Here is a 22,231-nt window from a genome sequence, read left to right as displayed (position 1 = left end):
GCCTGGTCGATATTATTGCACCCGGAGCGTGTTTACGCTGGTCTAACCTGTTTGAAAACAATATTTATGAGCGATTCGAGAAGAGAGTTCCTTAAAAAATCGGCCCTGCTGGCTGGTGGCACCAGCGTTTGGAGCACACTGCCCATTTCGATTGAAAAGGCTTTGGCTATTTCACCTGATCCCGGCACTACTTTTTACGATGCCGAGCATGTGGTGGTGCTCATGCAGGAAAACCGCTCGTTCGACCACTGCTTTGGCATGCTCAAAGGGGTACGTGGCTTCAACGACCCACTCGCTATTTCGCTGCCTGATAAAAACCCCGTTTGGTTTCAGCCAGATAGTGCTGGCAACAGGTTCGCCCCTTTCCGCCTCGACATGAAAGACACCAAAGCTACCTGGATGGGTGGAGTGCCCCACTCCTGGGAAGATCAGGTCGACGCCCGCAACAATGGTAAATATGATGGCTGGATAGAAGCAAAAAGGCCCGGCAACAAAGACTACAAGCACATCCCCCTTACCATGGGCTATTACACGAGAGAGGACATTCCATTTTATTACTCACTGGCTGATGCCTTCACCGTGTGCGATCAGCACTTCTGCGCCGCTCTTACCGGCACCACCACCAACCGCAGCTACCACTGGACTGGTAAAACACACGGCGAGCCAGGCGACAAAGCTAAAGTGAGGAATGGAGAAGTGACCTATGGCAGGGAGGCCAGCTGGGCCACCTTCCCTGAAAGACTGGAGGACAACGGCATTTCCTGGAAAGTCTATCAAAACGAAATCAGCCTGCCCACCAATGTGGAGGACGAGTCGCTGCTGGCCAACTTTACAGACAATAATCTGGAGTGGTTTACCCAGTATGGCGTGCGTTACAGTAAGGGTTTTCACGAGTACCTGAAGACGAAAGAAAAAGAGCTGCCCAGCGATCTGGCTGCCCTGGAAAAACAACTGAATGCTCCCGGCGCAGATAAACTCAAGTTGCAGGGGCAAATTGATGCAACAAAGAAGGGTATTGATCAGGTAAACGACCTCCTGCAGCAATGGACACCTGAAGCGTTTGAGAAGCTTTCTGCTCGTGCCAAAAACCTGCACAACAAGGCCTTCACAACCAATATCGGCGATCCCGACTATCACAAGGTCGAAGATATGACCTACTCCGACAATGGAACGGAGCGTAACACCAAAGTGCCTAAGGGGGACATCCTTCACCAGTTCCGCAAGGACGTCAAAGAAGGCAAGCTACCCACAGTTTCCTGGCTGGCAGCGCCTCAGAAATTCTCCGATCACCCAAGTGCTCCGTGGTATGGTGCCTGGTATGTGTCTGAGATAATGGACATCCTCACCGAGAATCCGGAGGTATGGAAAAAAACGATTTTCATTCTCAATTACGACGAAAACGATGGCTATTTCGATCACATCCCTCCTTTTGTGGCACCCAACCCAGCCGATCCAAATGATGGCAAAATTTCAGATGGCTTAAAAGCCGATGGTGAGTACGTGACCGTAGATGAAGAAATAAAAGCTGGCTTTGACGAGAAGGAGGCAAGGACTAGTCCGGTAGGTTTGGGTTACCGTGTGCCGCTTATTGTGGCCTCACCATGGTCTCGGGGTGGATGGGTGAATTCAGAAGTATGTGATATCACGTCTACCATCATGTTCATGGAAAAATTCCTTTCCAAAAAGACGGGTAAGAAAATCGAAGAGCCTAATATCAGCTCGTGGCGAAGGGCCATCAGTGGCGACCTTACCTCGGTGTTCAGGCCATATAATGGCGAGCAGGTTGACATGCCAGCCTCCCTTGACAGGAATAGGCATATTCAGGAAATCTACAATGCCAGCTTCAAAGGCTTGCCCAACAATTTCAAACCCCTCAAAGCAGATACCAGGATGTTGACGACACAGCTCCCAAAACAGGAGCCTGGCACCAAACCTTCCAATGCGCTTGGCTACGAGTTGCATGTTACCGGCAATTTGGCCCACGACAGCAAGCATTTCCGCATTCGCTTCAAAGCCGGAAAGGGCCTTTTTGGAGAGAACTCTTTAGGCGCACCATTCAATGTGTATGCTCCCGGCAAGTATCGCAACCCGACAACAAATACTTTTGAACCGGTTAAAACATGGGCCTTTGCTGTTAAAGCTGGCGACGAAATCGAGTACCAGTGGCCATTGGATAACTTCGAGGATGGGCAATATCACCTGAGAGTGTATGGCCCAAACGGTTTTTTCAGGGAGTTTGTTGGCAATGAAGGGAATGGCGTAGACGTAACTTGTATCCCGGAAATGACTGGGGGAAAAGTTAATGGGAAGCTAAAAGTTTCCATCATCAACAGAAGCAAAGGTGCTTTAAAATTGGAGTTGAAAGATGATAAATACCAACACGTGGAGGAAGAGCTTAAACTAAAAGCTGATGGTTTGGAAAGTGTAACGCTCAATACTGCGTCGAGCAAGGGATGGTACGACTTTTCAGTAACAAGCCCCAATGAACCCAACCTGAAAGTACGCTTTGCCGGGAGGCTCGAAACCGGAGCGGACAGTATATCGGATCCGTATATGGGGAGGGGGTAAACATTTCCCGATGTCATTGCGAGACCTAACATTTTTGGCAAACCGAACCAATTGAGATGACGTGATTCGAAATGTCAAAAGAATGTGTCAGATTGAGCTCCGTCGAAATCCACATTCTTTAAAAAACTCATTAACACGTCATCGGTAGCTAGTAGAAAATAGTCTTACCCTTTTCGTCAATGTTCAAACGAGCGTGGCAATCTGCCAGGCAGGGCAGGTATCCAGAAATAGCTTATTCCCATTCATCTCTCCAGCGTTTCTGAAGTACTAACGCATCCTCGCTAAACTTAATAACCCCACAATACTTCTGTGCATCAATGCCCTTTTTCGGCCCTCGGCTGCCTAACTTATCCAATACCTTTTGAATGGATTCCTTCGGCGCTCCTGGTTTTAGAATTGTAACCATCAATTTATTATTTACTTGAAGTTAAACCTCTCTTCCATATTTTGTTGGACAAGCAACTACAGTTAACAATTTTCACAACCTCTTCACGACTCATGTGGAAACAGCCAACCCTAATGATGGGCAAATTAGGTTCCCTGTTCTAAAAAGGTAGCCTTGATCACACCACCATCTCAAACTCTTCCCTCAGCGCATAGGTCTTTTTCATCTTCCTGATGAGTGCCGCCGACTGCTGGAAGTCCAAGGTTTGCTGCCCATCACTGGCTGCTTTTTCAGGCAGTGGATGAATTTCAAAGATCACACCGTCGGCCCCGGCCATTACCGCTGCCAGCGACATGCTGTCAACATAATCACGGATACCAATGCCATGCGAAGGGTCGACGACCACAGGCAAATGGGTTTTGTCTTTCAAAATCGGCACGGCATTCAAATCGAGCGTATTGCGGCTGGCCTTTTCGTAGGTACGAATACCTCTCTCGCAAAGGATCAGCTTTTCGTTTCCACCAGAGAATACATACTCAGCAGAATACAAAAGCTCTTCTATGGTGCCTGAGATGCCTCTTTTGATCATAACGGCTTTATCTACCTTGCCAAGCTCGTCCAGCAAATTGAAGTTCTGCGTATTTCTGGCACCAACCTGAAACACATCCACATAAGGATACATCTCTTCAATCTGCGACACCTGCATTACCTCAGTCACAATCTTGATGCCTTCCTCTCTGGCAATATTATACCACATCTTCAGGCCATCAATACCCATGCCACGGAATGAATAAGGAGAGCTTCTCGGTTTGAAAACGCCACCCCTCATGATGTTCACCCCGTTCTCCTTCAGGTGCTTGATGGTCGCCCTAACGTTCTCCTCTCCTTCGATGCTGCAAGGCCCAGCCATGATGGAAAAGCTACCATCGCCGATCACAACGCCATCGCCAAGGTCGATTTTGGTTGAATTAACTTTCCATTTTCGGGACACCAGCTTATAATCGTCCGACACCTTGTGGATGTCGATTATGCCTGGCAGAAAGCCGAGCTGTCTGATGTCAATATTGGTTTTCCCAATGCATACAAGGTAGTCGCCGATCTGGGTTTTCACTTCGGTGCCTTTGAACTTCAATTGACCAAGGGTATCGGTAATCTTCGCCTTCGCTTCTTCCGAAATGGCCGGATCGAGTTGGATAATCATAACGGATGTTTCTTAAAAGTTTCTATTTGATATTGAAAGCATAAAGCTTTTTATCAATGATTTTCTGGCTTCACATCCGCCATCTGGCGGACAGGGGTAATGAAGCCAGAAAATCATTTACCTTGTTTTATTCCTTTCACAAACTGCTTGATGTCCTTCTCCATATTGTCCGACTTCTCCAGCAGGTCAATGAAGGCGCTGCCAATAATGGCACCACTGGCATACCGGCAGGCTCTTTCAAACGTTTCGTTGTTCGAAATACCAAATCCGATCAACCGTGGGTTCTTCAGCCTGAGCATCTGAATCCGGGCAAAATACGCCTCCTGCACCTCACTCACGGCCCCTTTGGCACCAGTTGTGCTGGCAGAGGAAACCATGTAGATAAAGCCTTCGGTATGCTCATCAATTTCACGAATCCTCTCTTCCGATGTTTGCGGTGTAATGAGATAGATATTGTGCAGGCCGTATTTGGTGAAGGTTTCTTTGTAAAACTTTCGGTATTCGTATACTGGCAGGTCAGGCAAAATGAGACCGTCAATGCCTATTTCCTGACACCTGGCGCAGAACCTCTCCAGGCCGTATTGCATCACCGGATTAAAGTACCCCATCAATAAAACGGGGATATCGATCTCTGAACGCATGCCCTCCAGCTGCTCAAAAAGCAGCTTCATGTTCATACCATTCTCAAGCGCCTGCTGGTTGCTTTTTTGGATAGTGGGCCCATCGGCCACGGGATCTGAAAATGGAATGCCTACTTCAATCACATCGGCACCACCCTCTTGAAGTGCCTTCATAATTTTTCTTGTGTCCCCAAGGCTCGGATAGCCAGCAGTAAAATACATCGACAAAATATGATCTGCCTTTTCGGTAAAAAGGGTGTCTATTCTATTTGCTTCAATTATTTCACTCATGTTATTTCCGTTTTAACAATTACCACTTTCACGCAAGGGAGGTTTCACGCAAAGTCGCTAAGACGCAAAGCCTACTTCGATCCTCAATCTACTGACTTCTAACCTCTCCCACTTCTATACTCTTAAACTTTCACCTTTTCTCTTCAGTTGCCACGAAGGCACAAAGGCGCAAACTCGCTACTTTGGTTCGGGCGACTGACGGCTGCCAGCACTATTTCCAGCGCTGCCGTACCGACGCCTGGTTTCGATCCCGCCAGTAGTGGGGCAAGCTTCCTACCTCCCGTCTCCCGTCTTCAAACTTCCGTCTCCCTTTAAGCCTTTCGGGCGTCTGACGATTGCCGACGCAGAAAGGCAGCGCTATCGTACCGACGCCTGCTCTCCGGTCTCCCGTCTTCAAACTTCCATCTCCTGTCTCCCGTCTCCTGTCTTCCTAATACCCCCCCCACTTGATATACGTCTCCAGGTCTTTGTCGCCCCGGCCTGAAAGATTAAGCACCACAATATCGGAAGGTTTAAATGTCAGCTTTCCAAGCGCCGCAATGGCATGAGCTGATTCAATGGCGGGAATAATGCCTTCCAGCCTGCTTAACTCAACGCCAGCTACCATGGCCTCTTCGTCGGTAGCATTCAGGAATATACCTCGCTTACTATCAAACAAATGGGCGTGCAAAGGGCCAATGCCAGGGTAGTCGAGGCCGGCAGAAATAGAGTGTGGCTCCACTACCTGCCCATCTTCAGTTTGCATCAGTATCGTGCGACTGCCATGCAAAACACCATCCCGGCCCAAAGCCGTTGTAGCAGCAGACTTGCCCGAATCGACTCCGTGACCCGCTGCTTCCACGGCCACCAACTGTACCTTAGGTTCATCGAGAAAGTGGTAAAATGCACCGGCGGCATTCGATCCACCACCTACACAGGCAACGACATAGTCGGGGGTTTCAGTTCCCTCCTTGAGCAAAAGCTGCTCCCTCATCTCAGCGCTGATTACCGACTGGAAACGAGCCACCATGTCAGGATAGGGATGAGGCCCAACCACACTACCGATGATATAATGTGTTTCGTTCGGATTGTTGATCCAGTGGCGCATGGCTTCGTTGGTAGCGTCTTTGAGGGTGCGGCTGCCCGATTTTGCCGGGCGCACTTCAGCGCCAAGTATCCGCATGCGCTCTACATTTGGCCGCTGCCTTGCCATGTCCACTTCACCCATGTACACGATGCACTCCATGCCCATAAGGGCACACACAGTAGCAGTAGCCACTCCGTGTTGACCGGCACCTGTTTCCGCTATGATCTTTTTCTTACCTAGTCGCTGAGCAAGCAGAATCTGCCCAACAGTGTTGTTCACCTTGTGGGCTCCTGTATGGCAAAGATCTTCTCTTTTCAGGTAAATCTTCGCACCATGCTTTTCCGACAAGCGGCTGGCAAAGTAAAGCGGTGTTGGTCTTCCTACATAGTCTTTCAAAAGCCCGTGAAAGGCTTCCTGAAATTCCGGAGCATAAATAATGTCCAGGTATTTTTCCTTAAGCTCCTCTACATTTGGATAGAGCATCTCAGGAATGAAGGCACCTCCAAACTTTCCATAGTATCCCTGCTCATCCACTGCATATTTGGATATTGTTTGTTCCATCACATTGTCTCCTTTTTCATTTTTCCCATTCTCTTCTTCAGTGCCAGCAGCTTGTCAATGTCTTTCAATCCGGGCGAAACTTCAAACCTGCTGTTTACGTCAATACCGAACAGCTTGGGCAAGTCCAGCTGCTCTATCTCATCTATATCCTCCAGACTAATGCCGCCGCTCAGAAAAAAGGGAATGCTTAGCTTGTAGGAATTGAGCAAAGTCCAATCAAATTTCTCACCCGACCCTCCGTAGTTAGGCGTTTTGGTGTCAAAAAGAGCATAGTCGATACACCCCTCAAACGCCTCCACTTTCTTAAAATCGAAGGAATTACTTACTTGAAAGGCCTTGATCACCTTCATTCCTTTTTTCCTTAGCTCAACACAATACTGCGGAAACTCTTCGCCATGAAGCTGCACATACTCCAGCTTGTATTCCTCCACCACTTTCACAATATCCCAAAGAGGGGCATTCACAAACACTCCTACCTTTTTTGCTCCCGGAGGAAATATGCTTGTGCCGGTAAACAACAATTCGCTACCAACGAACCGGGGAGATTTTGAGAAAAAAATCATCCCCATGAAGTCAGGTTCCACTTCTTTCAACCTCTTGATGTTGTCAGGAAATTTCATCCCGCACACTTTCAAATGCAGACGTTGGTTAGCCATATGTATTAAACCGTTTGGGTTTTGGTTTTCTCCAGAAAATGAAAGCGCTCAATAAAATGCTTCGCTCCCAACTCAGGCCTGCTTTCTTTCATAAATTGCTCACCGATCAGGAATCCTTCAAAGCCACATTCTTTTAATTCGAGCATAACGGCCGGATCATTTATTCCGCTTTCCGAAATCTTCACATAGTCTTCAGGAATTTTTGCGACTAGTTCCTTGCTGATATTGATATCTGTCACAAATCGCTTCAGATCCCTGTTGTTCACTCCGACAATATCCAGCTCGGGATGAATGTTATTGAGCAGCTCTTCCTCATTGTGCACTTCCATCAGCACCTCCAGCCCGAGCGACTTTGCAAACTGAGCCAAGCCTTTCAATCGTTTTGGTGGCAAGGCAGCAGCTATCAGCAGTATCACGTCAGCGCCAATTGACTTGGCTTCAATGATTTGATATTCATCGATGATAAAGTCCTTGCGGAGAATGGGGCAAAAGTTGAAGTTTCTTGCGGTGGTCAGGTCCTCATTTTTACCTCCGAAAAACTCACTGTCCGTAAGGATAGAAAGCCCACTTGCGCCAGCTTGCATATAGCCTATGGAAATGCGCTCCACCGAGACGTTGGGATTGATGACTCCTTTCGAAGGCGACTTTCTTTTGATTTCGGCGATGATGCCAGACTTATCGGGGCGAAGCAGGTACTTTTTCATCGACACAGTGGGCGAAGGAAAGTAGATGCTCTCTTCCAGTAATTTAGCTGGAAACAACTCTTTCCGTCGCTCTACTTCCTGCTTTTTTACGGCAAGAATCTTATCCAGGATATTCTCCATTGCTTACAAAATTATGAAATACTTACAGATATCTTTGAATCGCCAACTAAGTTTCTGAATGTTTGGAAAGCCCTGCCAGATTCAAGAGATTCTTTGGCCATTTGCACTCCTTCCTTCACAGAACTTAGCTGCTTCCCTACGTAAAGTGCCAGCCCGGCATTGGCCAAAACGGCCTCTGTCTGAGCCCTGGTTCCCTCGCCTTTGATCACCTTCAGAAAGATGGCTGCCGACTCTTCAATTGTCTCGCCACCCTTTAGTTCAATAGCCTTCACGGTCGACAAACCAAGGTCTTCGGGGTGAAGCACCTTCTCTCCCTGGTTGGTGATCATTTTAAACCCACCAGTTAGCGACACTTCGTCGTATCCATCCAAAGAATGAAGGATGACAAACTCCTTACCCGATCGCTGATAGAGGTAGCCGTAAAGCCGGGCTAATTCCAGGCTAAAAACACCGACAAGCTGCTTGTCGGGAAAAGCCGGATTTACCATGGGGCCAAGCATGTTGAAGAAGGTTTTCACGCCCAGCTCCTTCCTGATAGGTGCTATGTTCTTCATGGCTGGATGAAAGAGCGGCGCATGCAAAAAGCAAATGCCACTTTCGGCAATACTCTTCTCAATCTTGTCCTTGTCGTTAGTGAACTCGTAGCCAAAATAGGCCAGCAGGTTCGACGAGCCACAGATAGATGAAACACCATTGTTACCATGTTTGGCCACATTCTGCCCAGCTCCGGCCACCACAAAAGAGGCCAGCGTAGAGATGTTGAACGTATCCTTACCATCGCCTCCTGTTCCACACAGGTCAATGGCGTCATATTTTTTAAGGTCGAGCGCTATGCAAAGCTCAAGCATAGCGTCACGGAATCCCTCGAGCTCTTCTACCGTAATCGACCGCATCATGAAGACAGTAAGAAAAGCAGCCATTTGCGATGGGTTGTATTCGCCTTTGGCAAGGTTCACCAGTATTTCCCTGGCCCGTTCCTTTGTCAGCGATTTATACTCGAATAGTTCGTTCAGTACTTCCTTCATTGCACTAACATTTTGTTACCCAGTTATTAATCATTTTTTTTCCATGCTCGGTCAGAATCGACTCAGGGTGAAACTGCACACCTCTTACGCTGTACTGTTTGTGACGCATCGACATAATATTTCCCTCCGCATCCTTTGACGTCACCAGCAATTCTGCCGGCAGGTTTTCTGCCACCACCGACCATGAGTGGTACCTGCACACCCTAAAACTATCAGGCAACCCTTCGAACAGGGCATCCTCTACACCGGTTCTGATGGTGTCGTTCGCTACGCCGTGCAACACAACCGGCATGTTGAACAGCTCCCCTCCGAAGGCTTCGCCAATAGCTTGGTGCCCCAAACAAACGCCCAGAATGCTTTTCGTTGGCGAATATTTCTTCAGAAGCTCTGGCATAATGCCGGCGTCCTTTGGCAGACCAGGGCCAGGTGATAGCAGTATCTTATCGTATTTCTCTACCTCTTCCAGGCTAATTTTGTCATTTCTGAACACATCAGTGGTGTCACCATACCCAAGTTCCACCAGTATGTGAACCAGGTTATAGGTGAATGAATCGTAATTGTCTAATACCAGGATCTTCATATTTGCTGCGCCAACTCCAGCGCCGATTTTAATGCCGCCAATTTATTATACACCTCCTGCACTTCACTTTCCGGCGTCGACTTGGCCACAATTCCCGCCCCCGCCTGGTAGAACAACGTATTGTCCTGGCTGAGAAAGGATCGGATCATAATGGCATGATTAAAGTCACCATTGAGTCCCAGGTAGCCGATTGCACCACCATAGTAGCCTCTTTTTACTGCCTCATACTTATCAATCAATTGCATGGCCATGTGCTTTGGCGCACCCGACAAAGTGCCCGCCGGGAAAGTACTGCCTACCATTTCCAGCGGAGAGGTGCCTTTTTTCAGCTTGCCCGACACCTTCGAAACCAGGTGAATCACATGAGAGTAATATTGAATCTCTTTGTAGGTCTCGACTTTCACGGCATCGCTGCTTTTGCTCAAATCGTTTCTCGCCAAATCCACCAACATCACGTGCTCCGAGTCCTCTTTGGGGTCTTCATAAAGCTTCTTGGCCAGCTCCGCATCCGACTGGTCGTTGCCGGTTCTTCGGAAAGTGCCCGCTATAGGATAAATAGTAGCTTCACCGTCTTTTATCACTATCTGTGCCTCAGGCGAAGAACCGAAAATCTTGAAGTTGCCGTAGTCAAAATAGAATAAATAAGGAGAAGGATTAATGGAGCGGAGGGCACGATACACCTGAAACTCATCGCCTTCGAAGGAAGACTGAAACCTGCGGGAAAGCACGATTTGAAACACATCACCCACCTGGCAATGATGTATTCCTTTTTTCACAATCTCCAAAAACTCCGCATCTGTAAAGTTCGATTCCTCTCCGTTCTTAATGCTAAAATGAAAAGTAGGCACATTGCGACTAGTGATCAGGCTTACCATTTCATCGATACTGGATGTCTGACCGTCGATCTGATTTTCGACAATAAACAGGTCATTCTTGAAATGGTCGATCGCAATCACATACCTGAAAAGCGAATAATGCATGTCAGGTATATGGAATTGGTCGTTTTTGGATGAGTCGAACTTAATGTCCTCGAACCGTTGTACAGCATCGTAGGCCAGGTAGCCAAACAGACCTGCCACAGAGAACTTGACACCAGCCTCTTCTTTAATATCAAACTTGCCCATGAAGGCACTCATCAGTTCGGTAAGCTTGCCAGCGTCGCCTAACGAATGGTTGTCCACGCTGTTGTCTGGAAATTCGGATGAAAACTCCCTGCCTCTCAGCGTCATAGAAGCCATGGGCTGGCAGCAGATAAAAGACATGCTGTTTTCCTGTCCATGATAATCAGAGCTTTCAAGCAGAAACGTGTTCGGGTACTTGTCTCTCAGTCTCAGATAAATACTCACTGGAGTGTGGGTATCTGCCAGCAGTTTTTTGGATGTTTGCCTGATGTGATACATAAAAATTTGGTTCATGGTGCAACAAAAAAGGGCCTGCGTGAACAGGCCCTTTTTTCAAGATCATAAAATCTACCGGTTCACGATTCGAATGTCGAATTGTGCCACCACCAGATCATACGAGCGCTTGCTTTTGTCATAACGGACGCTAATGTAGTAGCCGAAGAATTACGCCGCAAGACATCAGGGAATTTTTTAAAGAAATCTTTCTTGCGATTGAGGAATGAGAAAAACTAATTGGATAAGTTTTCATCCTTTAGCGAACTGCGTTTGCAGTGAAAATCCCCGCTCCCCTAGATTTAGCTGTGCGCATTTTTTTGAAGGCAAAAGGTAGAAAATTAGGAATTAGTTGTAATTTTAGTTTGAGCCAACCTAACCAAATAGCTTTACTTTTTTATCATTTTGGCCTGAGTACAGATACTTTTAATTTTGCTTTATGGATGTTGTTGATCAACTAAGCGTTTTGGTTCATTTATCGAGGGTAGATAAATACGTAGCCCCGTCTGAATCAAAACTGATTCACTACATAGGCGCCCTCAATGGCTTGTCAAAGGATCAGATAGAAACGCTGATTGATCACCCAAAGCCAATGCCTACACTGGAGGGTGTTGATGAGGATGACAGGCTCGACTACCTCCTGAACATTGTGCAGTTAATGAAGGTAGATGGCAAAGTCTTCACCAGCGAAATCGAGTTTTGCGAAAAAATAGCTCTTAAACTTGGGTATCTGCCTGGTGTAATTGCCGAACTATCACAGTTTACTTATGCAGACCCGGAAATCAGCACAAGCAAAAAGTTCCTGAGACAACTGGCTCAGAAATACCTGATCAAGAAATAACTTAAGGGCCCCTGCGATTAGGGTTATTTCCTCCCACACCCCCGCCATCGGCACCGGGTATGCCTATAGAACCATCGGAAGCTTTAATAAAAAAGGTGTGATCAACTATATGAAGAACGCCGTTTGAGGCTTCAAAATCGCCAACGATAACATTTGATACTCCGTTAATCGACACATCACTATTCAATCGTGCTATAAAAGCCTCAAAACCATTGAATAATGTCGGGTAGCCAAGCTCTTCATCGAAGTTTTTCAGAAATAACCGGTCATCAACAACATGATACAGCACTACAATTTGTAAATCCTGAGGGCTTAAGTTGGCAAGACCTTCTGTAAAGCCAAATTCTTCAAAAAAAATCAGCATGGCCTCGTTGGTGGGCGCAAAAACCGTGTATGGCCCCTGTTCTTCGAATAGTGGCTGGAGTCCGGCAACAATAATAGCGTTTTCGAAAATACTGAGTTCCTTGGCTTCTTCTATTGCCTGCCAAAGATTGCCCGTTTCTTTGGGTGATTCTTTGTCACGGCAAGCACTCTGGAATAGCAGGACTACTCCGATAAGAAAAATAAGTACAATTTTTACCAGGCGATTCACTTAAGCTATAACTAACTCAAATTTGAATGTAGGCATTAGCTGGGGGAAAAGAAAGCCGGCATGTTCGATAAAAGAGTACCTTTCGCTGTAAAAATCAACAAAAAAGTCTCTCACTAATGAGAGACTTTCGCCTACGATTGGTTGAAATATGCTTACTGTGCCTTTGCTACCTGAATATTTCCCAGGATTTTAACAACATCGGCTACCACAACGCTACCAGCTTCGGTAACGCCATTCCACTTAAGGTCAAATTCCTTTCTGTTCACTTTCCCTTCTACCTCAAAACCCGCTTTAGTGTTGCCATAAGGGTCAACAGCTATACCTCCGAGCACCACATTCAAGTCTACTGGCTTGGTAATGTCACGGATTGTAAGGTTTCCTGAAAGAATAAAGTTTTCCTCATCAACTTTTTTGATGCCAGTGCTTTCGAAAGTCAACGCAGGGAATTTCTCAGCATTAAAAAAGTCGTCGCTTTTGAGGTGTCCGTCTCTTTGCTCATTGCCGGTATCAATTGAGCTCACATCGGCAGTCAGCTTTATTTGTGCTGTTGAAAAATCGTCGCCTTCTGTGGCTACCTCCACATTGAAGTTTTTGAATGAACCGGTCACTGTTGAAATAACCAGGTGCTTCACCTTGAACTGAAGTTCAGAGTGCATAGTATCAAGGTTCCATTGGGTCAGAGTTTGTGTTTCCATTGTATATATTAATTTAAATGTTTGTACTTATATGTATATACATACAATTGACTGAAATTGTTTCACTTTGAGAGAAAAAAAATTCAATTTAGTTGAGAAAGTGCCTTAAATAGCCAGAAAAGCCATTTTTAGTCAGCTCAGTTGAATTTGGCTGAGGCGGCAATAAGGTTCAGCGCTTTGTCTTTTTCGTCTGGAGTATTGGCGTTCATCATAAATGCATGGTCTACCACATTCACCAACTCAATATCCGAATTAATCAAAACCTTTCTGGGGCATGAATAACCCTGGGCAAGGTAGTTAAGTAAAACCTGGTAGGCCTTTGGTTCCCAAACGGTGATCAACGGTTCCGGGAAGTCGGTCTCGGGGTTATAAAAAGCCGTTGCTACCTTTGAAGGGTTTCGGTACTGTAGCAACAGGTCAATGTGTTCCTTCGCCAAAAGTGGTAAATCGCAAGCTACGCTAAGCCAGGCCGCATTCGGGTCGCTCATCAAAGCCGACAAAATGGCGCCATAAGGCCCAAGACCTAAAAAACGATCCATCACCGTATTTGCCTCCTCGGAAACAGAGTAGGTCTGATCGGTTCTGATAGAAAGGTGAGGCTGAATGCCTGCTGCACTCAGCAAATCATACATGTACTCCCGTTGTGGCTTTCCATGGTAAAAAATGAGCCCTTTGTCAGCTTCCATTCGCTGGCTTTTGCCACCAGCCAGCACAAGTCCCTTGACGGGTGCAACAGAAAGCTCGAGCTGCGAAGCCATCCAGTTAATAATCCTTTGCGTGTCGGCAATTGAAATAACCGGCGTGCCTGGATTCATTCGGGACTGCACCTCCTCCGGGATCTGTGTTTGCCCTTCCGTCATCAGCACAAGGGAAATATTAGTCAGCCGGTCCATCTTCTTTACCACATCCTTTCGTGGATCGATCACTACAATTTGTCTGGAGGCCGCAAAATGGTTTCCGTTGATGAAAACAGCATCGAGTGGATTGAAAATAGCTTTTGCTTCAAAGGAAGAGGGGGCTGTTGCGTGGTCGAACCGAAAATAGTTGATTTTATTGGTTGCCTCCAGAAATGCATGCCCGCTCAGCATAGAGTGGCTATACTCCTCTTCTGAGGCCTTATGGTCTTCATCAAGATAGGCCAGCTTCCATTTCTCACCCAAAGCAGCGCATAAGCTGCCGACCAGCTTCCTGATTTCTCCACAAGGAGTTCCCAATATGGCCCATTCCTGGCGGTGATAGCTGCCGCCCATTGGCTTGGCCAACTTGGCATGTTTGCTATGCTTCTCTTTTGAAATCGCTTTTTCCTCCACGCTTCTCCAGTAGTTTGATTTCTTTAATGACAATGTCGTGCGAAAGAGCTTTGCACATATCATAAATCGTTAGTGCCGCCACTGACGCCCCGGTTAAAGCCTCCATTTCAACACCTGTCTTACTCTCAATCTTCGTAGTGCACTGAATGGTGAGCTCATTGCCCTTCCATTCCGTATCAAATGAACAACTCTCCAGACCTAACGGATGACACATGGGTATGAGTTCCCCTGTCCTTTTGGCCCCCATAGTGCCGGCAATGATGGCCGTTTGAATCACAGGCCCCTTTTTCCCCCAAAGCTCTCCATCTTTCAACAGGGACATCACCTCTTGAGGAAGCACAACAATGGCCCTTGCCGAAGCCATTCTTCGAGTCACCTTCTTTTCGCCCACATCCACCATGGCAGCCTGCCCCTCTTTGTTTACATGGCTAAGTTCCTTTTCTTTAATGTTCATTTACTTTGGTCTGGGATTCGGTTAAAGAATACTCGCTAAAGATAAAAAATAAAGTTGGACAGTTGATCTAAGAACTTCTAAGCAATGATTTCAGTTAACGAAGCCACCTCGCTTATTTTATCCACTCAGCTCAGGTTGAAAAAGGAGCACGTCAACCTGCAGGAGGCGTCGGGCAGGGTGTTGGCCATGGAGATTTTTGCGGACAGAAATTTCCCTCCCTTCGACCGGGTAACGATGGACGGCATCGCATTTGCCTTCAAAGCCTACGAAGCAGGGCTCCGAACATTCGCTATTGAAGGCACACAACTGGCAGGTGAAGAGGCAAAAAGTCTTCAAAATTCTGACGCCGCATTGGAAGTGATGACCGGTGCTGTGCTCCCCGTCGGCTGCGATACCGTCGTTCCCTATGAGGATATTGAGATCACAAACGGACAGGCAAAGTTCACTGTTGAGCCAATCAGGGAAGGCCAAAACGTGCACAAAGAAGGGAGAGACCAGAAAAAAGGCACCAAGCTTCTGGACACCGGCACACTCATTCGTGCGTCGGAAATCGCCGTGTTGGCAACAGTGGGAGCAGCCGTGCCCAGGGTATTTTGCCTGCCAAAGGTGGCTGTTATTGCCACCGGCGATGAGTTAGTGGCTGTAGATGATCACCCTGAGCCCTATCAGATACGGTCTTCCAACAGTCAGGCGCTTGCCGCTGCCCTCCAGAGCTGGGGAGTAGAGCCCGAAATCTTCCATATCAAGGACGATAAAGAAAGCCTGCAGGAGCAACTTGGCAACATTCTGAAGCCGAATGATGTGTTGCTGCTGAGTGGTGGTGTGTCAAAAGGGAAGGCCGATTACCTGCCTGAAGTACTTGAGTCACTTCAGGTGCAGAAAATATTTCACAGAGTAGCGCAAAAGCCAGGCAAGCCGTTCTGGTTCGGTCGTATTGGAGAGAAAAAATTTGTGTTTGCGTTTCCGGGCAACCCTATTTCCACATTTATGTGCTTTCACAGGTATTTTCTACCCTGGCTAAAAGCCTGTCTGGGCATTGCGCCAACGGAACAATATGCCAAGCTGAGTGAAGACTTTGACTTTGCTTCGCCCCTCACCTACTTTCTACAGGTGAAGACTCATTTGGATAAGGACGGAGTACTTTGGGCACAGCCACGGTCAGGCGGTGGGTCGGGTGACCTGGCAAATTTGCTGTATGCCAATGCGTTTCTCGAACTGCCACCGAATCGCCAAAATTTCAAAAAGGGTGAAAGCTTGCGCCTGATTACCTACAACCCTCTATAAAAGCAAAGGCAGAAGCTAATTGCCTCCGCCTTTTTGATTTCTGCAATAATTGACTACCTATTTCACAGGCTCCAGATATACCGATTTGTTTCTTTTACTACCATCACGTTGCTTTTCGAACGACACCAACTTCCCGTTTTCCATTAGCCAAAAATCGTCATCATCGTCGTCTACTTTGAAGTGATCCGAGTCGCTGATCCACAGCTCGCCATCCTTATTGATCCGCCACTCAGAGTATTCTACTTCCGACTCGCCAAAAACATTGGCCTCTACACGAAGCCGATTATCAGGAAGAAACTCAAATCTGATATCGATCTTCTCAATGATATTGAAAGCAAAGTCGGTAACTGTCTCCGCAAAGATTTGGGCTACGATATTGTCTTCATCCTCAATCTCCTCTCTCACTTCGTCTTTGTCAACGTCGATAACGAGCTTCCAAACGCCCGTCAGGTCTCTTTCATTCACACGTCGCTGCGCATGGGCGGCAACATAGGTAAAAGCAAATAGTCCGATCAGTAATAGTGTCCTTTTCATTTTGATAGTATTTTGTATTACAAGGTACTATATATACTATTATTTAGGGCAAAGGTTGCACGAAATAAGAAAAAACGATCAAAGTCTGCCTCAAGCCTGGTCGAACAACATCTTTCGCACCTGGTAGCCAAACACAAGAACTACAACTATCAGCAGAATGAAGGAGGAACCAAGCATCACTTTGTTGCCAACGGAGTAAATCACAGGCTCGAAAGTAAACACGATCTCATGGTCACCTGCAGGCACCTGAAGCGCCCGAAGCACATAGTTGGCCCGGAGAATCGGCACTTCATTGCCGTCGATACGGGCTACCCAACCCTCAGGATAGTAGATTTCGGAGAAGATGGCCAAAGCCTCGCTGGAAGAGCTTGACTTGTACACCAGTTTGTTGGGTGCATAACTTTGTAAGGCGATGGTGCCGGAGTCGTCATATTCAGTAGCGGCTACGTCAAACTTGGTGGCATCAATAATGGCTACCGATTTGGTGTCAGTACCACACAAAACGTCTATTTCCTCATCAGCCGAATTTACTTTATAAACGTTGGAGACGAACCAGGCCGGGCCATTGGCGTCACTATTTCTAAGCACCTCCCCTTTGTTATCGCCAAATTTGAAGTACCTGGTATTAAGCATATTGACTACTCCAAGGCCTGAAAAATCTCTCGAGCCAGCCTGCACAGTGGAGTACAACTGGTTAGCCTCACCCGACAAGCAGTACTCGATCAAATCCTGATAGCGCCTGAGTTTGGCTGCATGATACCCCCCCAAAGAATGATGGAAGTAAGAGGTTTGTGCATCGTTGAAAGGATCATTGAGGTTGAAAACACGGTAATAATCTTTGTCACTCAAAATCACCTGGTCTGCCTCAGAAGGGGCAAAGAACTGACGAGCTGGGTTCGCTGTGAAATTCTTGTCGTTCAGGTACCTTCTGCTTACTGATATCACATCCACGGAGGTGACCACAACGAGCAACAATGGAGCCCATACTGCTGACAGTTTGCGTTTGGCCCAAAAATACACGCATGCTCCTGCCGCAACAATGAACAACAGCGACCGCAACGCATCGGCTCTAAGCAACGACACCCTGTCGATCCTAAGCGCCTGCAACAACCGGGGGTATTGCTCAAGCCCTGCATCATTTGGGCTGGCATAGCCACCCATGCCAGCAAACACGATGGCCAGCAGGGCGAATCCACCTGTTGCGCCGAGGGCGATGTAGAAGCCCTTCATCCATTGCTTATCAAATGACTTTTCCAACCCAAGCTGAAGCCCCAGCATGCCCAATAGTGGCAGACAGAGCAACGGCATAAACAAAGCAAAAGTCACTGACCTGAATTTATTGTAGCCCGGAAAGTAGTCGAAAAGGAAGTAGTTGAATGAAGAAAAATTCTTGCCCCAGGTGAGGGCGATGCCAAAGGCGATCACCACGAACATCCAATATTTCTGTTTACCAGGCAAAACGATGCCTCCCAGCACTGCCAGAAAAATGATAATGGCGCCTGCGTAGTAAGGCAACGTGCCCGGCTGGTTACCCCAGTAAGCAGGCAACCCGTTCAGTTGTTGGGCCACTTGCTGGCGTGGAACCCCCATTTTTTGTAGCTCGACGGCCGCAGCTCCATCAGTGTCGAATCCGCCGAACATGGCTCCCCCATAAAAATTGGGGATGAACATTACGATGGGCTCGAAAATGCCGTTGCTGTGGTTGAAGGCATAGCTTTTGTCGAGGCCGTCAGCATTGGGCTTGGCGTCTTTTTGGGCTGTCAGCTCGGGCCTTCCCCTTTGCGTGTATTTGGCGTAGTCGTAAGTTGCCCAAAACTCACCAAAGAAGGTTCCAAGGCCCAGCAAGGCTGCCAAAATGAGTACAAAACTATGCTTCAGAAATGGCTTCAGCAGCCCCTTCTGCGTTTCCACCACCAACCTGGCTATGGCATAGATGATGATGATAAGCAGCAGATAATAAGTGATTTGAAGGTGGTTGATCCGAAGGTGCATGGCCAGCCCTAACGCCGCCAGTGCAAACCCGATTCTTTTTTTGCCATCGTAGGCTTTGTGAATACCTGCAAGAATAAGTGGTGCAAAAGCAATGGCTCCCAGTCTTGCGTTATGCCCGGCTACCAGGCAAATCATGTTGTAGGAAGAAAAGGCAAAACCGACCGCCCCGACTATGGCCAGGTAGGGAGTGACCCCAAAAGCCAGAAGTAAAATGTAGTACGAAACCATGCTGGCAAACACCAACCTGACTGGATGGGGCAGCCACAAGCTGTAAGCCGATTGCAGAAACTCCACAATGTCATTGCTCCAGTCCACATCGATCATGTAGGCAGGCATTCCGCCAAACATCGAGTTGGTCCAGAGTGGCTCCTCTCCCGTCGTTGCTCTGAATTCCTTTATTTCCTGCACCGAGCCCTGCCACTGCAGAATATCTTGCTGATTGATGTTTTTATTGTCAAAAAAAACAGGGCTGAAGAAAAATATAGTCAATAGATAAAAAACCGCTATTGCTACAAGGTGTTGTATGACCTTCTTTCTAAAGGTAATTTTCATGTGTTACAATTTAATAGTTTTCCGGGGAGCCAAAAAACCAGCCCCATCTTCACCACCCTCACAGTAGTAATACAGGCCACAATGACTTACTATCGTCATCTAGATAGCTTTTTGTCCGAGTACCCAAGCCAGGATTCTATCCGGCAATAATATAATTTCAAGATCGATTTAAGAACGAACGTTCAGATTAAATTGACTTAACCGGAAGGAACGAAAAGATAAAATTATGTATTTAGCAGACTTTTATAAGAAAACGTGCTATTCAATTACTTTAGCATGACCGATAGTTTTATGAAAAGCGAGCATTCGAAAAGTATAGGTGTGGTTGGTGGAAGTCGTGGTATGGGCAAGTGGCTCGTGGATTTTCTGTCTGAAAGAGGCCACAAGGTAAGTTTCACATCCAATGATGAATCAAGTCAGTACAACTCTAACATTGAGCTCGTTGCGGCCTCCGATGTGTTAATTTTGGCAGTACCCATTTCGGCCATGGAGGGTGTGCTTGCCGAAATATACCCATTGTTGAATGACAAGCTTTTGATAGACGTATGCAGCGTCAAATCGGGCATTGTGGCTGCTCATCAAAAAATTTCTCAGGAACAGAGCGATATCTCTTCCCAATACATTTCTATTCACCCCATGTTTGCCCCTTCGGTGAAGAACGTCGAAGGCCAGGTAGTGATCTTTAACTACAGTGTAAACGTTGAGACAGAAACTGAGCTTTATTGGAAAAACCTATTTTCGAAGCAAGGAGCCCTTGTGCAAGACATATCTTATGATGAACATGACAGGCTGATGGGTGTGATTCAGGGGCTGAACCACTTCAATGTATTCGTGAGTGCGAAAACCCTGGCCCATATGGGGGCCAATCTGGATTTCATCAAAAGTCTCTCTTCTCCCACTTACCGGATATTCCTGCTTTTCTACACACGGTATGTGCTGCAAAACCCCCGGCTGTATGCAGAAATACAGATCTTCAATCCGTTTGTGAAGGAGGTTACACAGTTGTTTATGAAAGAGGCTGAAATATTGCTTTCCCTCGTCGAAAAAAGAGACTTCGAGGGCTTCGAAAATTACGTAAAAGAGATACAACCTTTCTTTAGCGACAACAAAGAGGACTCGGTTTTATCGGACAAGCTCATCGATGCCCTGGGGCATTTGTTAGCGGACACATCCGCAAATAAGTGATATTTGGCATTACCTTCCGCAGTGCCTGTTCAGCCATACTTCACCAATAATTACCAACAACAGCCTGCTGTTTGAAGCTTGGACTTTTATGGAGTATATTACTATCAGTTTCGATAGTTAATAACTCCCTTACAATGAAAAAACCTACTTCAAACAGACGGAATTTTATTAAGAAAGCAGTAGGAACCTCGCTGCTGGCCGGTGCTGCTCCTTCGCTGCTTATGGCAGGAAAAAGCAAACAAACCTTTCTTATTAAAGAGCCTGAAAATGAGCTGAAAAAATACGCTGCCAACGACAAAGTCAATATCGCCGTCATTGGTATGGGCATCATGGGTTTCAACAATTTGAGCACGTCGGTGCAAATACCAGGGGTAAAGCTTGTGGCCGCTTGTGACCTTTACACAGGGAGGCTTGATCGCACGAAAGAGCTTTACGGAAAGGACATTTTCACCACAAAAGACTACAAGGAGATATTGGACCGAAAAGATGTTGATGCGGTGATCATCGCCACTTCTGACCACTGGCACGACCGCATTTCCATCGATGCCATGAACAAAGGCAAGCATGTGTATTGTGAAAAACCCATGGTGCATAAGCTCGACGAAGGCCAGGCAGTAATCGATACTCAAGCCAAAACTAAGAAAGTGTTTCAGGTAGGCAGCCAGTCGGCCAGCAACCTGGTGAGCCACAAGGCCAAAGAGATTTATGAGTCCGGCGCCATAGGGCAGCTGATCATGGTGGAAACTTACAACGACCGCCAGGGTGGCAGCGGCGCCTGGCAGTACTCAATTCCCACCGATGCGAGCCCGGCCACGGTTGACTGGGATCGCTACCTTGGCGATGCGCCAAAAGTACCCTTCGATGCCAAGAGGTTCTTCCGCTGGAGAAACTATCAGGACTACGGCACAGGCATAGCGGGCGACCTTTTCGTTCACTTGTTCACCAACTTCCACACGATCACCGGCTCAACGGGGCCCAATAGAATCTATGCATCGGGTGGCCTGCGCTATTGGAAAGACGGCCGGGACGTGCCAGACCTGATGTGCTCCATCCACGACTACCCTGCCACAGCCAAGCACCCAGCCTTCAATCTACAAATGAGGGTCAACTTTGTGGATGGCGGAGGTGGTGGCTCCAGAGTGCGCCTGGTCGGCAGCGAAGGCACCATCACCCTCGGCTGGAGTGGGCTCACTGTTGAAAGAAATAAAATCAAAAAAGCACCAGGTTACGGCGGCTGGGACAGCTTCAACACATTTACAGAAGCACAGCAAAAAGAGTTTGAGAAGTGGTACAAAGCGGAGTTTCCACCGGAGGCACCCGAAATGCTGATTCCGGAAGTGGAATACAAAACGCCACAAGGCTACAGCGCCGATATTTCACATCACACCAATTTTTATGCTGGTATTAGAGAGGGTAAGCCCATTCTGGAAGACGCTTTGTTTGGCATGCGGGCAGCAGGCCCGGCTCTTTGCTCTAACCTAAGCTACTTCGAAAACAGAATTGTGAACTGGGATCCTGAAAAAGCAAAGCTCGCTTAACCACAGGCAGTTTGCAAACGCAACTACCTACAGCACCTGGCATATTCAAAAATGTCGGGTGTTTGTGTTTTTTACCGAATTGC

General features: G+C 47.2%; 21 protein-coding genes. 5 read left to right on the top strand and 16 right to left on the bottom strand.

The genetic code is table 11. The features are described from left to right. Window positions 1–66: 66 nt before the first annotated feature. A complete protein-coding gene (locus RT717_RS04405; protein WP_317490517.1) occupies window positions 67–2,568 on the top strand; it encodes a phosphocholine-specific phospholipase C in 2,502 nt (833 codons plus the stop codon). A 232-nt stretch (window positions 2,569–2,800) separates the two neighbouring features. On the opposite strand, the gene RT717_RS04400 is transcribed toward RT717_RS04405, so the two are convergent. From RT717_RS04400 to RT717_RS04355, 10 genes are all read right to left on the bottom strand, one after another. Beyond that, window positions 2,801–2,974: a hypothetical protein gene (locus tag RT717_RS04400; protein ID WP_317490516.1), complete on the bottom strand. Its 174-nt coding sequence runs from the start codon at window positions 2,972–2,974 to the stop codon at window positions 2,801–2,803. Between the two features lie 157 nt (window positions 2,975–3,131). After that, window positions 3,132–4,154: a bifunctional 3-deoxy-7-phosphoheptulonate synthase/chorismate mutase gene (locus RT717_RS04395; protein ID WP_317490515.1), complete on the bottom strand. Its 1,023-nt coding sequence runs from the start codon at window positions 4,152–4,154 to the stop codon at window positions 3,132–3,134. A gap of 113 nt (window positions 4,155–4,267) precedes the next feature. Further along, complete coding sequence (trpA, locus tag RT717_RS04390) at window positions 4,268–5,065, bottom strand: tryptophan synthase subunit alpha (RefSeq protein WP_317490514.1); 798 nt, start codon at window positions 5,063–5,065, stop codon at window positions 4,268–4,270. A gap of 211 nt (window positions 5,066–5,276) precedes the next feature. Continuing rightward, window positions 5,277–5,462, bottom strand: coding sequence for a hypothetical protein (locus tag RT717_RS04385; RefSeq protein ID WP_317490513.1), 186 nt, complete (start codon window positions 5,460–5,462; stop codon window positions 5,277–5,279). A 33-nt stretch (window positions 5,463–5,495) separates the two neighbouring features. Continuing rightward, the gene (gene trpB / locus RT717_RS04380) at window positions 5,496–6,692 is read right to left on the bottom strand and encodes a tryptophan synthase subunit beta (RefSeq protein WP_317490512.1); all 1,197 of its coding nucleotides are present in this window, start codon (window positions 6,690–6,692) and stop codon (window positions 5,496–5,498) included. Next, window positions 6,692–7,348 carry a phosphoribosylanthranilate isomerase gene (locus tag RT717_RS04375; protein WP_317490511.1) on the bottom strand — a complete coding sequence of 219 codons (657 nt, stop codon included), beginning with the start codon at window positions 7,346–7,348 and terminating at the stop codon, window positions 6,692–6,694. The genes trpB and RT717_RS04375 overlap by 1 nt, the downstream gene beginning before the upstream one ends. A 5-nt stretch (window positions 7,349–7,353) precedes the next feature. After that, window positions 7,354–8,172 (bottom strand): indole-3-glycerol phosphate synthase TrpC, encoded by an 819-nt coding sequence (gene trpC, locus RT717_RS04370; RefSeq protein ID WP_317490510.1) that lies wholly within the window; start codon window positions 8,170–8,172, stop codon window positions 7,354–7,356. Window positions 8,173–8,183: 11 nt separating this feature from the next. Continuing rightward, window positions 8,184–9,197: an anthranilate phosphoribosyltransferase gene (trpD, locus tag RT717_RS04365; protein WP_317490509.1), complete on the bottom strand. Its 1,014-nt coding sequence runs from the start codon at window positions 9,195–9,197 to the stop codon at window positions 8,184–8,186. Window positions 9,198–9,201: 4 nt separating this feature from the next. Beyond that, window positions 9,202–9,777: an anthranilate synthase component II gene (locus RT717_RS04360; RefSeq protein ID WP_317490508.1), complete on the bottom strand. Its 576-nt coding sequence runs from the start codon at window positions 9,775–9,777 to the stop codon at window positions 9,202–9,204. Further along, window positions 9,774–11,177, bottom strand: coding sequence for an anthranilate synthase component I family protein (locus RT717_RS04355; protein WP_317490507.1), 1,404 nt, complete (start codon window positions 11,175–11,177; stop codon window positions 9,774–9,776). Before RT717_RS04355 ends, RT717_RS04360 begins: the two co-directional genes overlap by 4 nt. 433 nt (window positions 11,178–11,610) lie before the next feature. Between RT717_RS04355 and RT717_RS04350 the strand changes: the two genes are divergently transcribed. Further along, window positions 11,611–12,012, top strand: a complete 402-nt coding sequence (locus RT717_RS04350) for a tellurite resistance TerB family protein (protein WP_317490506.1) — start codon at window positions 11,611–11,613, stop codon at window positions 12,010–12,012. 1 nt (window position 12,013) lies between these two features. Here RT717_RS04350 and RT717_RS04345 read toward each other — a convergent pair whose 3' ends face one another. From RT717_RS04345 to moaC, 4 genes are all read right to left on the bottom strand, one after another. Then, complete coding sequence (locus tag RT717_RS04345) at window positions 12,014–12,604, bottom strand: fasciclin domain-containing protein (RefSeq protein WP_317490505.1); 591 nt, start codon at window positions 12,602–12,604, stop codon at window positions 12,014–12,016. A 152-nt stretch (window positions 12,605–12,756) separates the two neighbouring features. Further along, window positions 12,757–13,299: a YceI family protein gene (locus RT717_RS04340; protein WP_317490504.1), complete on the bottom strand. Its 543-nt coding sequence runs from the start codon at window positions 13,297–13,299 to the stop codon at window positions 12,757–12,759. Between the two features lie 137 nt (window positions 13,300–13,436). Then, on the bottom strand, window positions 13,437–14,609 hold the full coding sequence (locus tag RT717_RS04335) for an NTP transferase domain-containing protein (RefSeq protein WP_317490503.1): 1,173 nt from the start codon (window positions 14,607–14,609) through the stop codon (window positions 13,437–13,439). Then, window positions 14,575–15,063: a cyclic pyranopterin monophosphate synthase MoaC gene (moaC, locus tag RT717_RS04330; protein WP_317490502.1), complete on the bottom strand. Its 489-nt coding sequence runs from the start codon at window positions 15,061–15,063 to the stop codon at window positions 14,575–14,577. The genes RT717_RS04335 and moaC overlap by 35 nt, the downstream gene beginning before the upstream one ends. A gap of 84 nt (window positions 15,064–15,147) precedes the next feature. Between moaC and RT717_RS04325 the strand changes: the two genes are divergently transcribed. Continuing rightward, on the top strand, window positions 15,148–16,347 hold the full coding sequence (locus RT717_RS04325; protein WP_317490501.1) for a molybdopterin molybdotransferase MoeA: 1,200 nt from the start codon (window positions 15,148–15,150) through the stop codon (window positions 16,345–16,347). Window positions 16,348–16,404: 57 nt separating this feature from the next. Here RT717_RS04325 and RT717_RS04320 read toward each other — a convergent pair whose 3' ends face one another. Both RT717_RS04320 and RT717_RS04315 read right to left on the bottom strand, forming a co-directional pair. Further along, window positions 16,405–16,881 (bottom strand): hypothetical protein, encoded by a 477-nt coding sequence (locus tag RT717_RS04320; RefSeq protein WP_317490500.1) that lies wholly within the window; start codon window positions 16,879–16,881, stop codon window positions 16,405–16,407. Window positions 16,882–16,971: 90 nt separating this feature from the next. Beyond that, the gene (locus RT717_RS04315) at window positions 16,972–19,425 is read right to left on the bottom strand and encodes a YfhO family protein (RefSeq protein ID WP_317490499.1); all 2,454 of its coding nucleotides are present in this window, start codon (window positions 19,423–19,425) and stop codon (window positions 16,972–16,974) included. A 276-nt stretch (window positions 19,426–19,701) separates the two neighbouring features. On the opposite strand from RT717_RS04315, the gene RT717_RS04310 reads away from it, so the two are divergent. Both RT717_RS04310 and RT717_RS04305 read left to right on the top strand, forming a co-directional pair. Continuing rightward, window positions 19,702–20,610, top strand: coding sequence for a prephenate dehydrogenase/arogenate dehydrogenase family protein (locus RT717_RS04310; protein ID WP_317490498.1), 909 nt, complete (start codon window positions 19,702–19,704; stop codon window positions 20,608–20,610). A gap of 134 nt (window positions 20,611–20,744) precedes the next feature. Then, entirely contained in the window at window positions 20,745–22,148 is a 1,404-nt protein-coding gene (locus RT717_RS04305; protein ID WP_317490497.1) for a Gfo/Idh/MocA family protein, read from the top strand. The last annotated feature ends 83 nt before the right edge of the window (window positions 22,149–22,231 follow it).

This window comes from Imperialibacter roseus (genome assembly GCF_032999765.1).
Taxonomy (GTDB): domain Bacteria; phylum Bacteroidota; class Bacteroidia; order Cytophagales; family Cyclobacteriaceae; genus Imperialibacter; species Imperialibacter roseus.
This window is presented reverse-complemented; position numbering and strand designations above follow the sequence as displayed.

Bases quoted from the DNA above. Each gene is read 5' to 3' on its own strand.
- RT717_RS04350 (WP_317490506.1), top strand. From the start codon at position 11,611: ATGGATGTTGTTGATCAACTAAGCGTTTTGGTTCATTTATCGAGGGTA.
- trpB (WP_317490512.1), bottom strand. From the start codon at position 6,692: ATGGAACAAACAATATCCAAATATGCAGTGGATGAGCAGGGATACTAT.
- RT717_RS04400 (WP_317490516.1), bottom strand. From the start codon at position 2,974: ATGGTTACAATTCTAAAACCAGGAGCGCCGAAGGAATCCATTCAAAAG.
- RT717_RS04310 (WP_317490498.1), top strand. From the start codon at position 19,702: ATGACCGATAGTTTTATGAAAAGCGAGCATTCGAAAAGTATAGGTGTG.
- RT717_RS04375 (WP_317490511.1), bottom strand. From the start codon at position 7,348: ATGGCTAACCAACGTCTGCATTTGAAAGTGTGCGGGATGAAATTTCCT.
- moaC (WP_317490502.1), bottom strand. From the start codon at position 15,063: ATGAACATTAAAGAAAAGGAACTTAGCCATGTAAACAAAGAGGGGCAG.
- RT717_RS04405 (WP_317490517.1), top strand. From the start codon at position 67: ATGAGCGATTCGAGAAGAGAGTTCCTTAAAAAATCGGCCCTGCTGGCT.
- trpC (WP_317490510.1), bottom strand. From the start codon at position 8,172: ATGGAGAATATCCTGGATAAGATTCTTGCCGTAAAAAAGCAGGAAGTA.
- RT717_RS04355 (WP_317490507.1), bottom strand. From the start codon at position 11,177: ATGTATCACATCAGGCAAACATCCAAAAAACTGCTGGCAGATACCCAC.
- RT717_RS04305 (WP_317490497.1), top strand. From the start codon at position 20,745: ATGAAAAAACCTACTTCAAACAGACGGAATTTTATTAAGAAAGCAGTA.
- RT717_RS04320 (WP_317490500.1), bottom strand. From the start codon at position 16,881: ATGAAAAGGACACTATTACTGATCGGACTATTTGCTTTTACCTATGTT.
- RT717_RS04395 (WP_317490515.1), bottom strand. From the start codon at position 4,154: ATGATTATCCAACTCGATCCGGCCATTTCGGAAGAAGCGAAGGCGAAG.
- RT717_RS04315 (WP_317490499.1), bottom strand. From the start codon at position 19,425: ATGAAAATTACCTTTAGAAAGAAGGTCATACAACACCTTGTAGCAATA.
- trpD (WP_317490509.1), bottom strand. From the start codon at position 9,197: ATGAAGGAAGTACTGAACGAACTATTCGAGTATAAATCGCTGACAAAG.
- RT717_RS04360 (WP_317490508.1), bottom strand. From the start codon at position 9,777: ATGAAGATCCTGGTATTAGACAATTACGATTCATTCACCTATAACCTG.
- RT717_RS04325 (WP_317490501.1), top strand. From the start codon at position 15,148: ATGATTTCAGTTAACGAAGCCACCTCGCTTATTTTATCCACTCAGCTC.
- trpA (WP_317490514.1), bottom strand. From the start codon at position 5,065: ATGAGTGAAATAATTGAAGCAAATAGAATAGACACCCTTTTTACCGAA.
- RT717_RS04340 (WP_317490504.1), bottom strand. From the start codon at position 13,299: ATGGAAACACAAACTCTGACCCAATGGAACCTTGATACTATGCACTCT.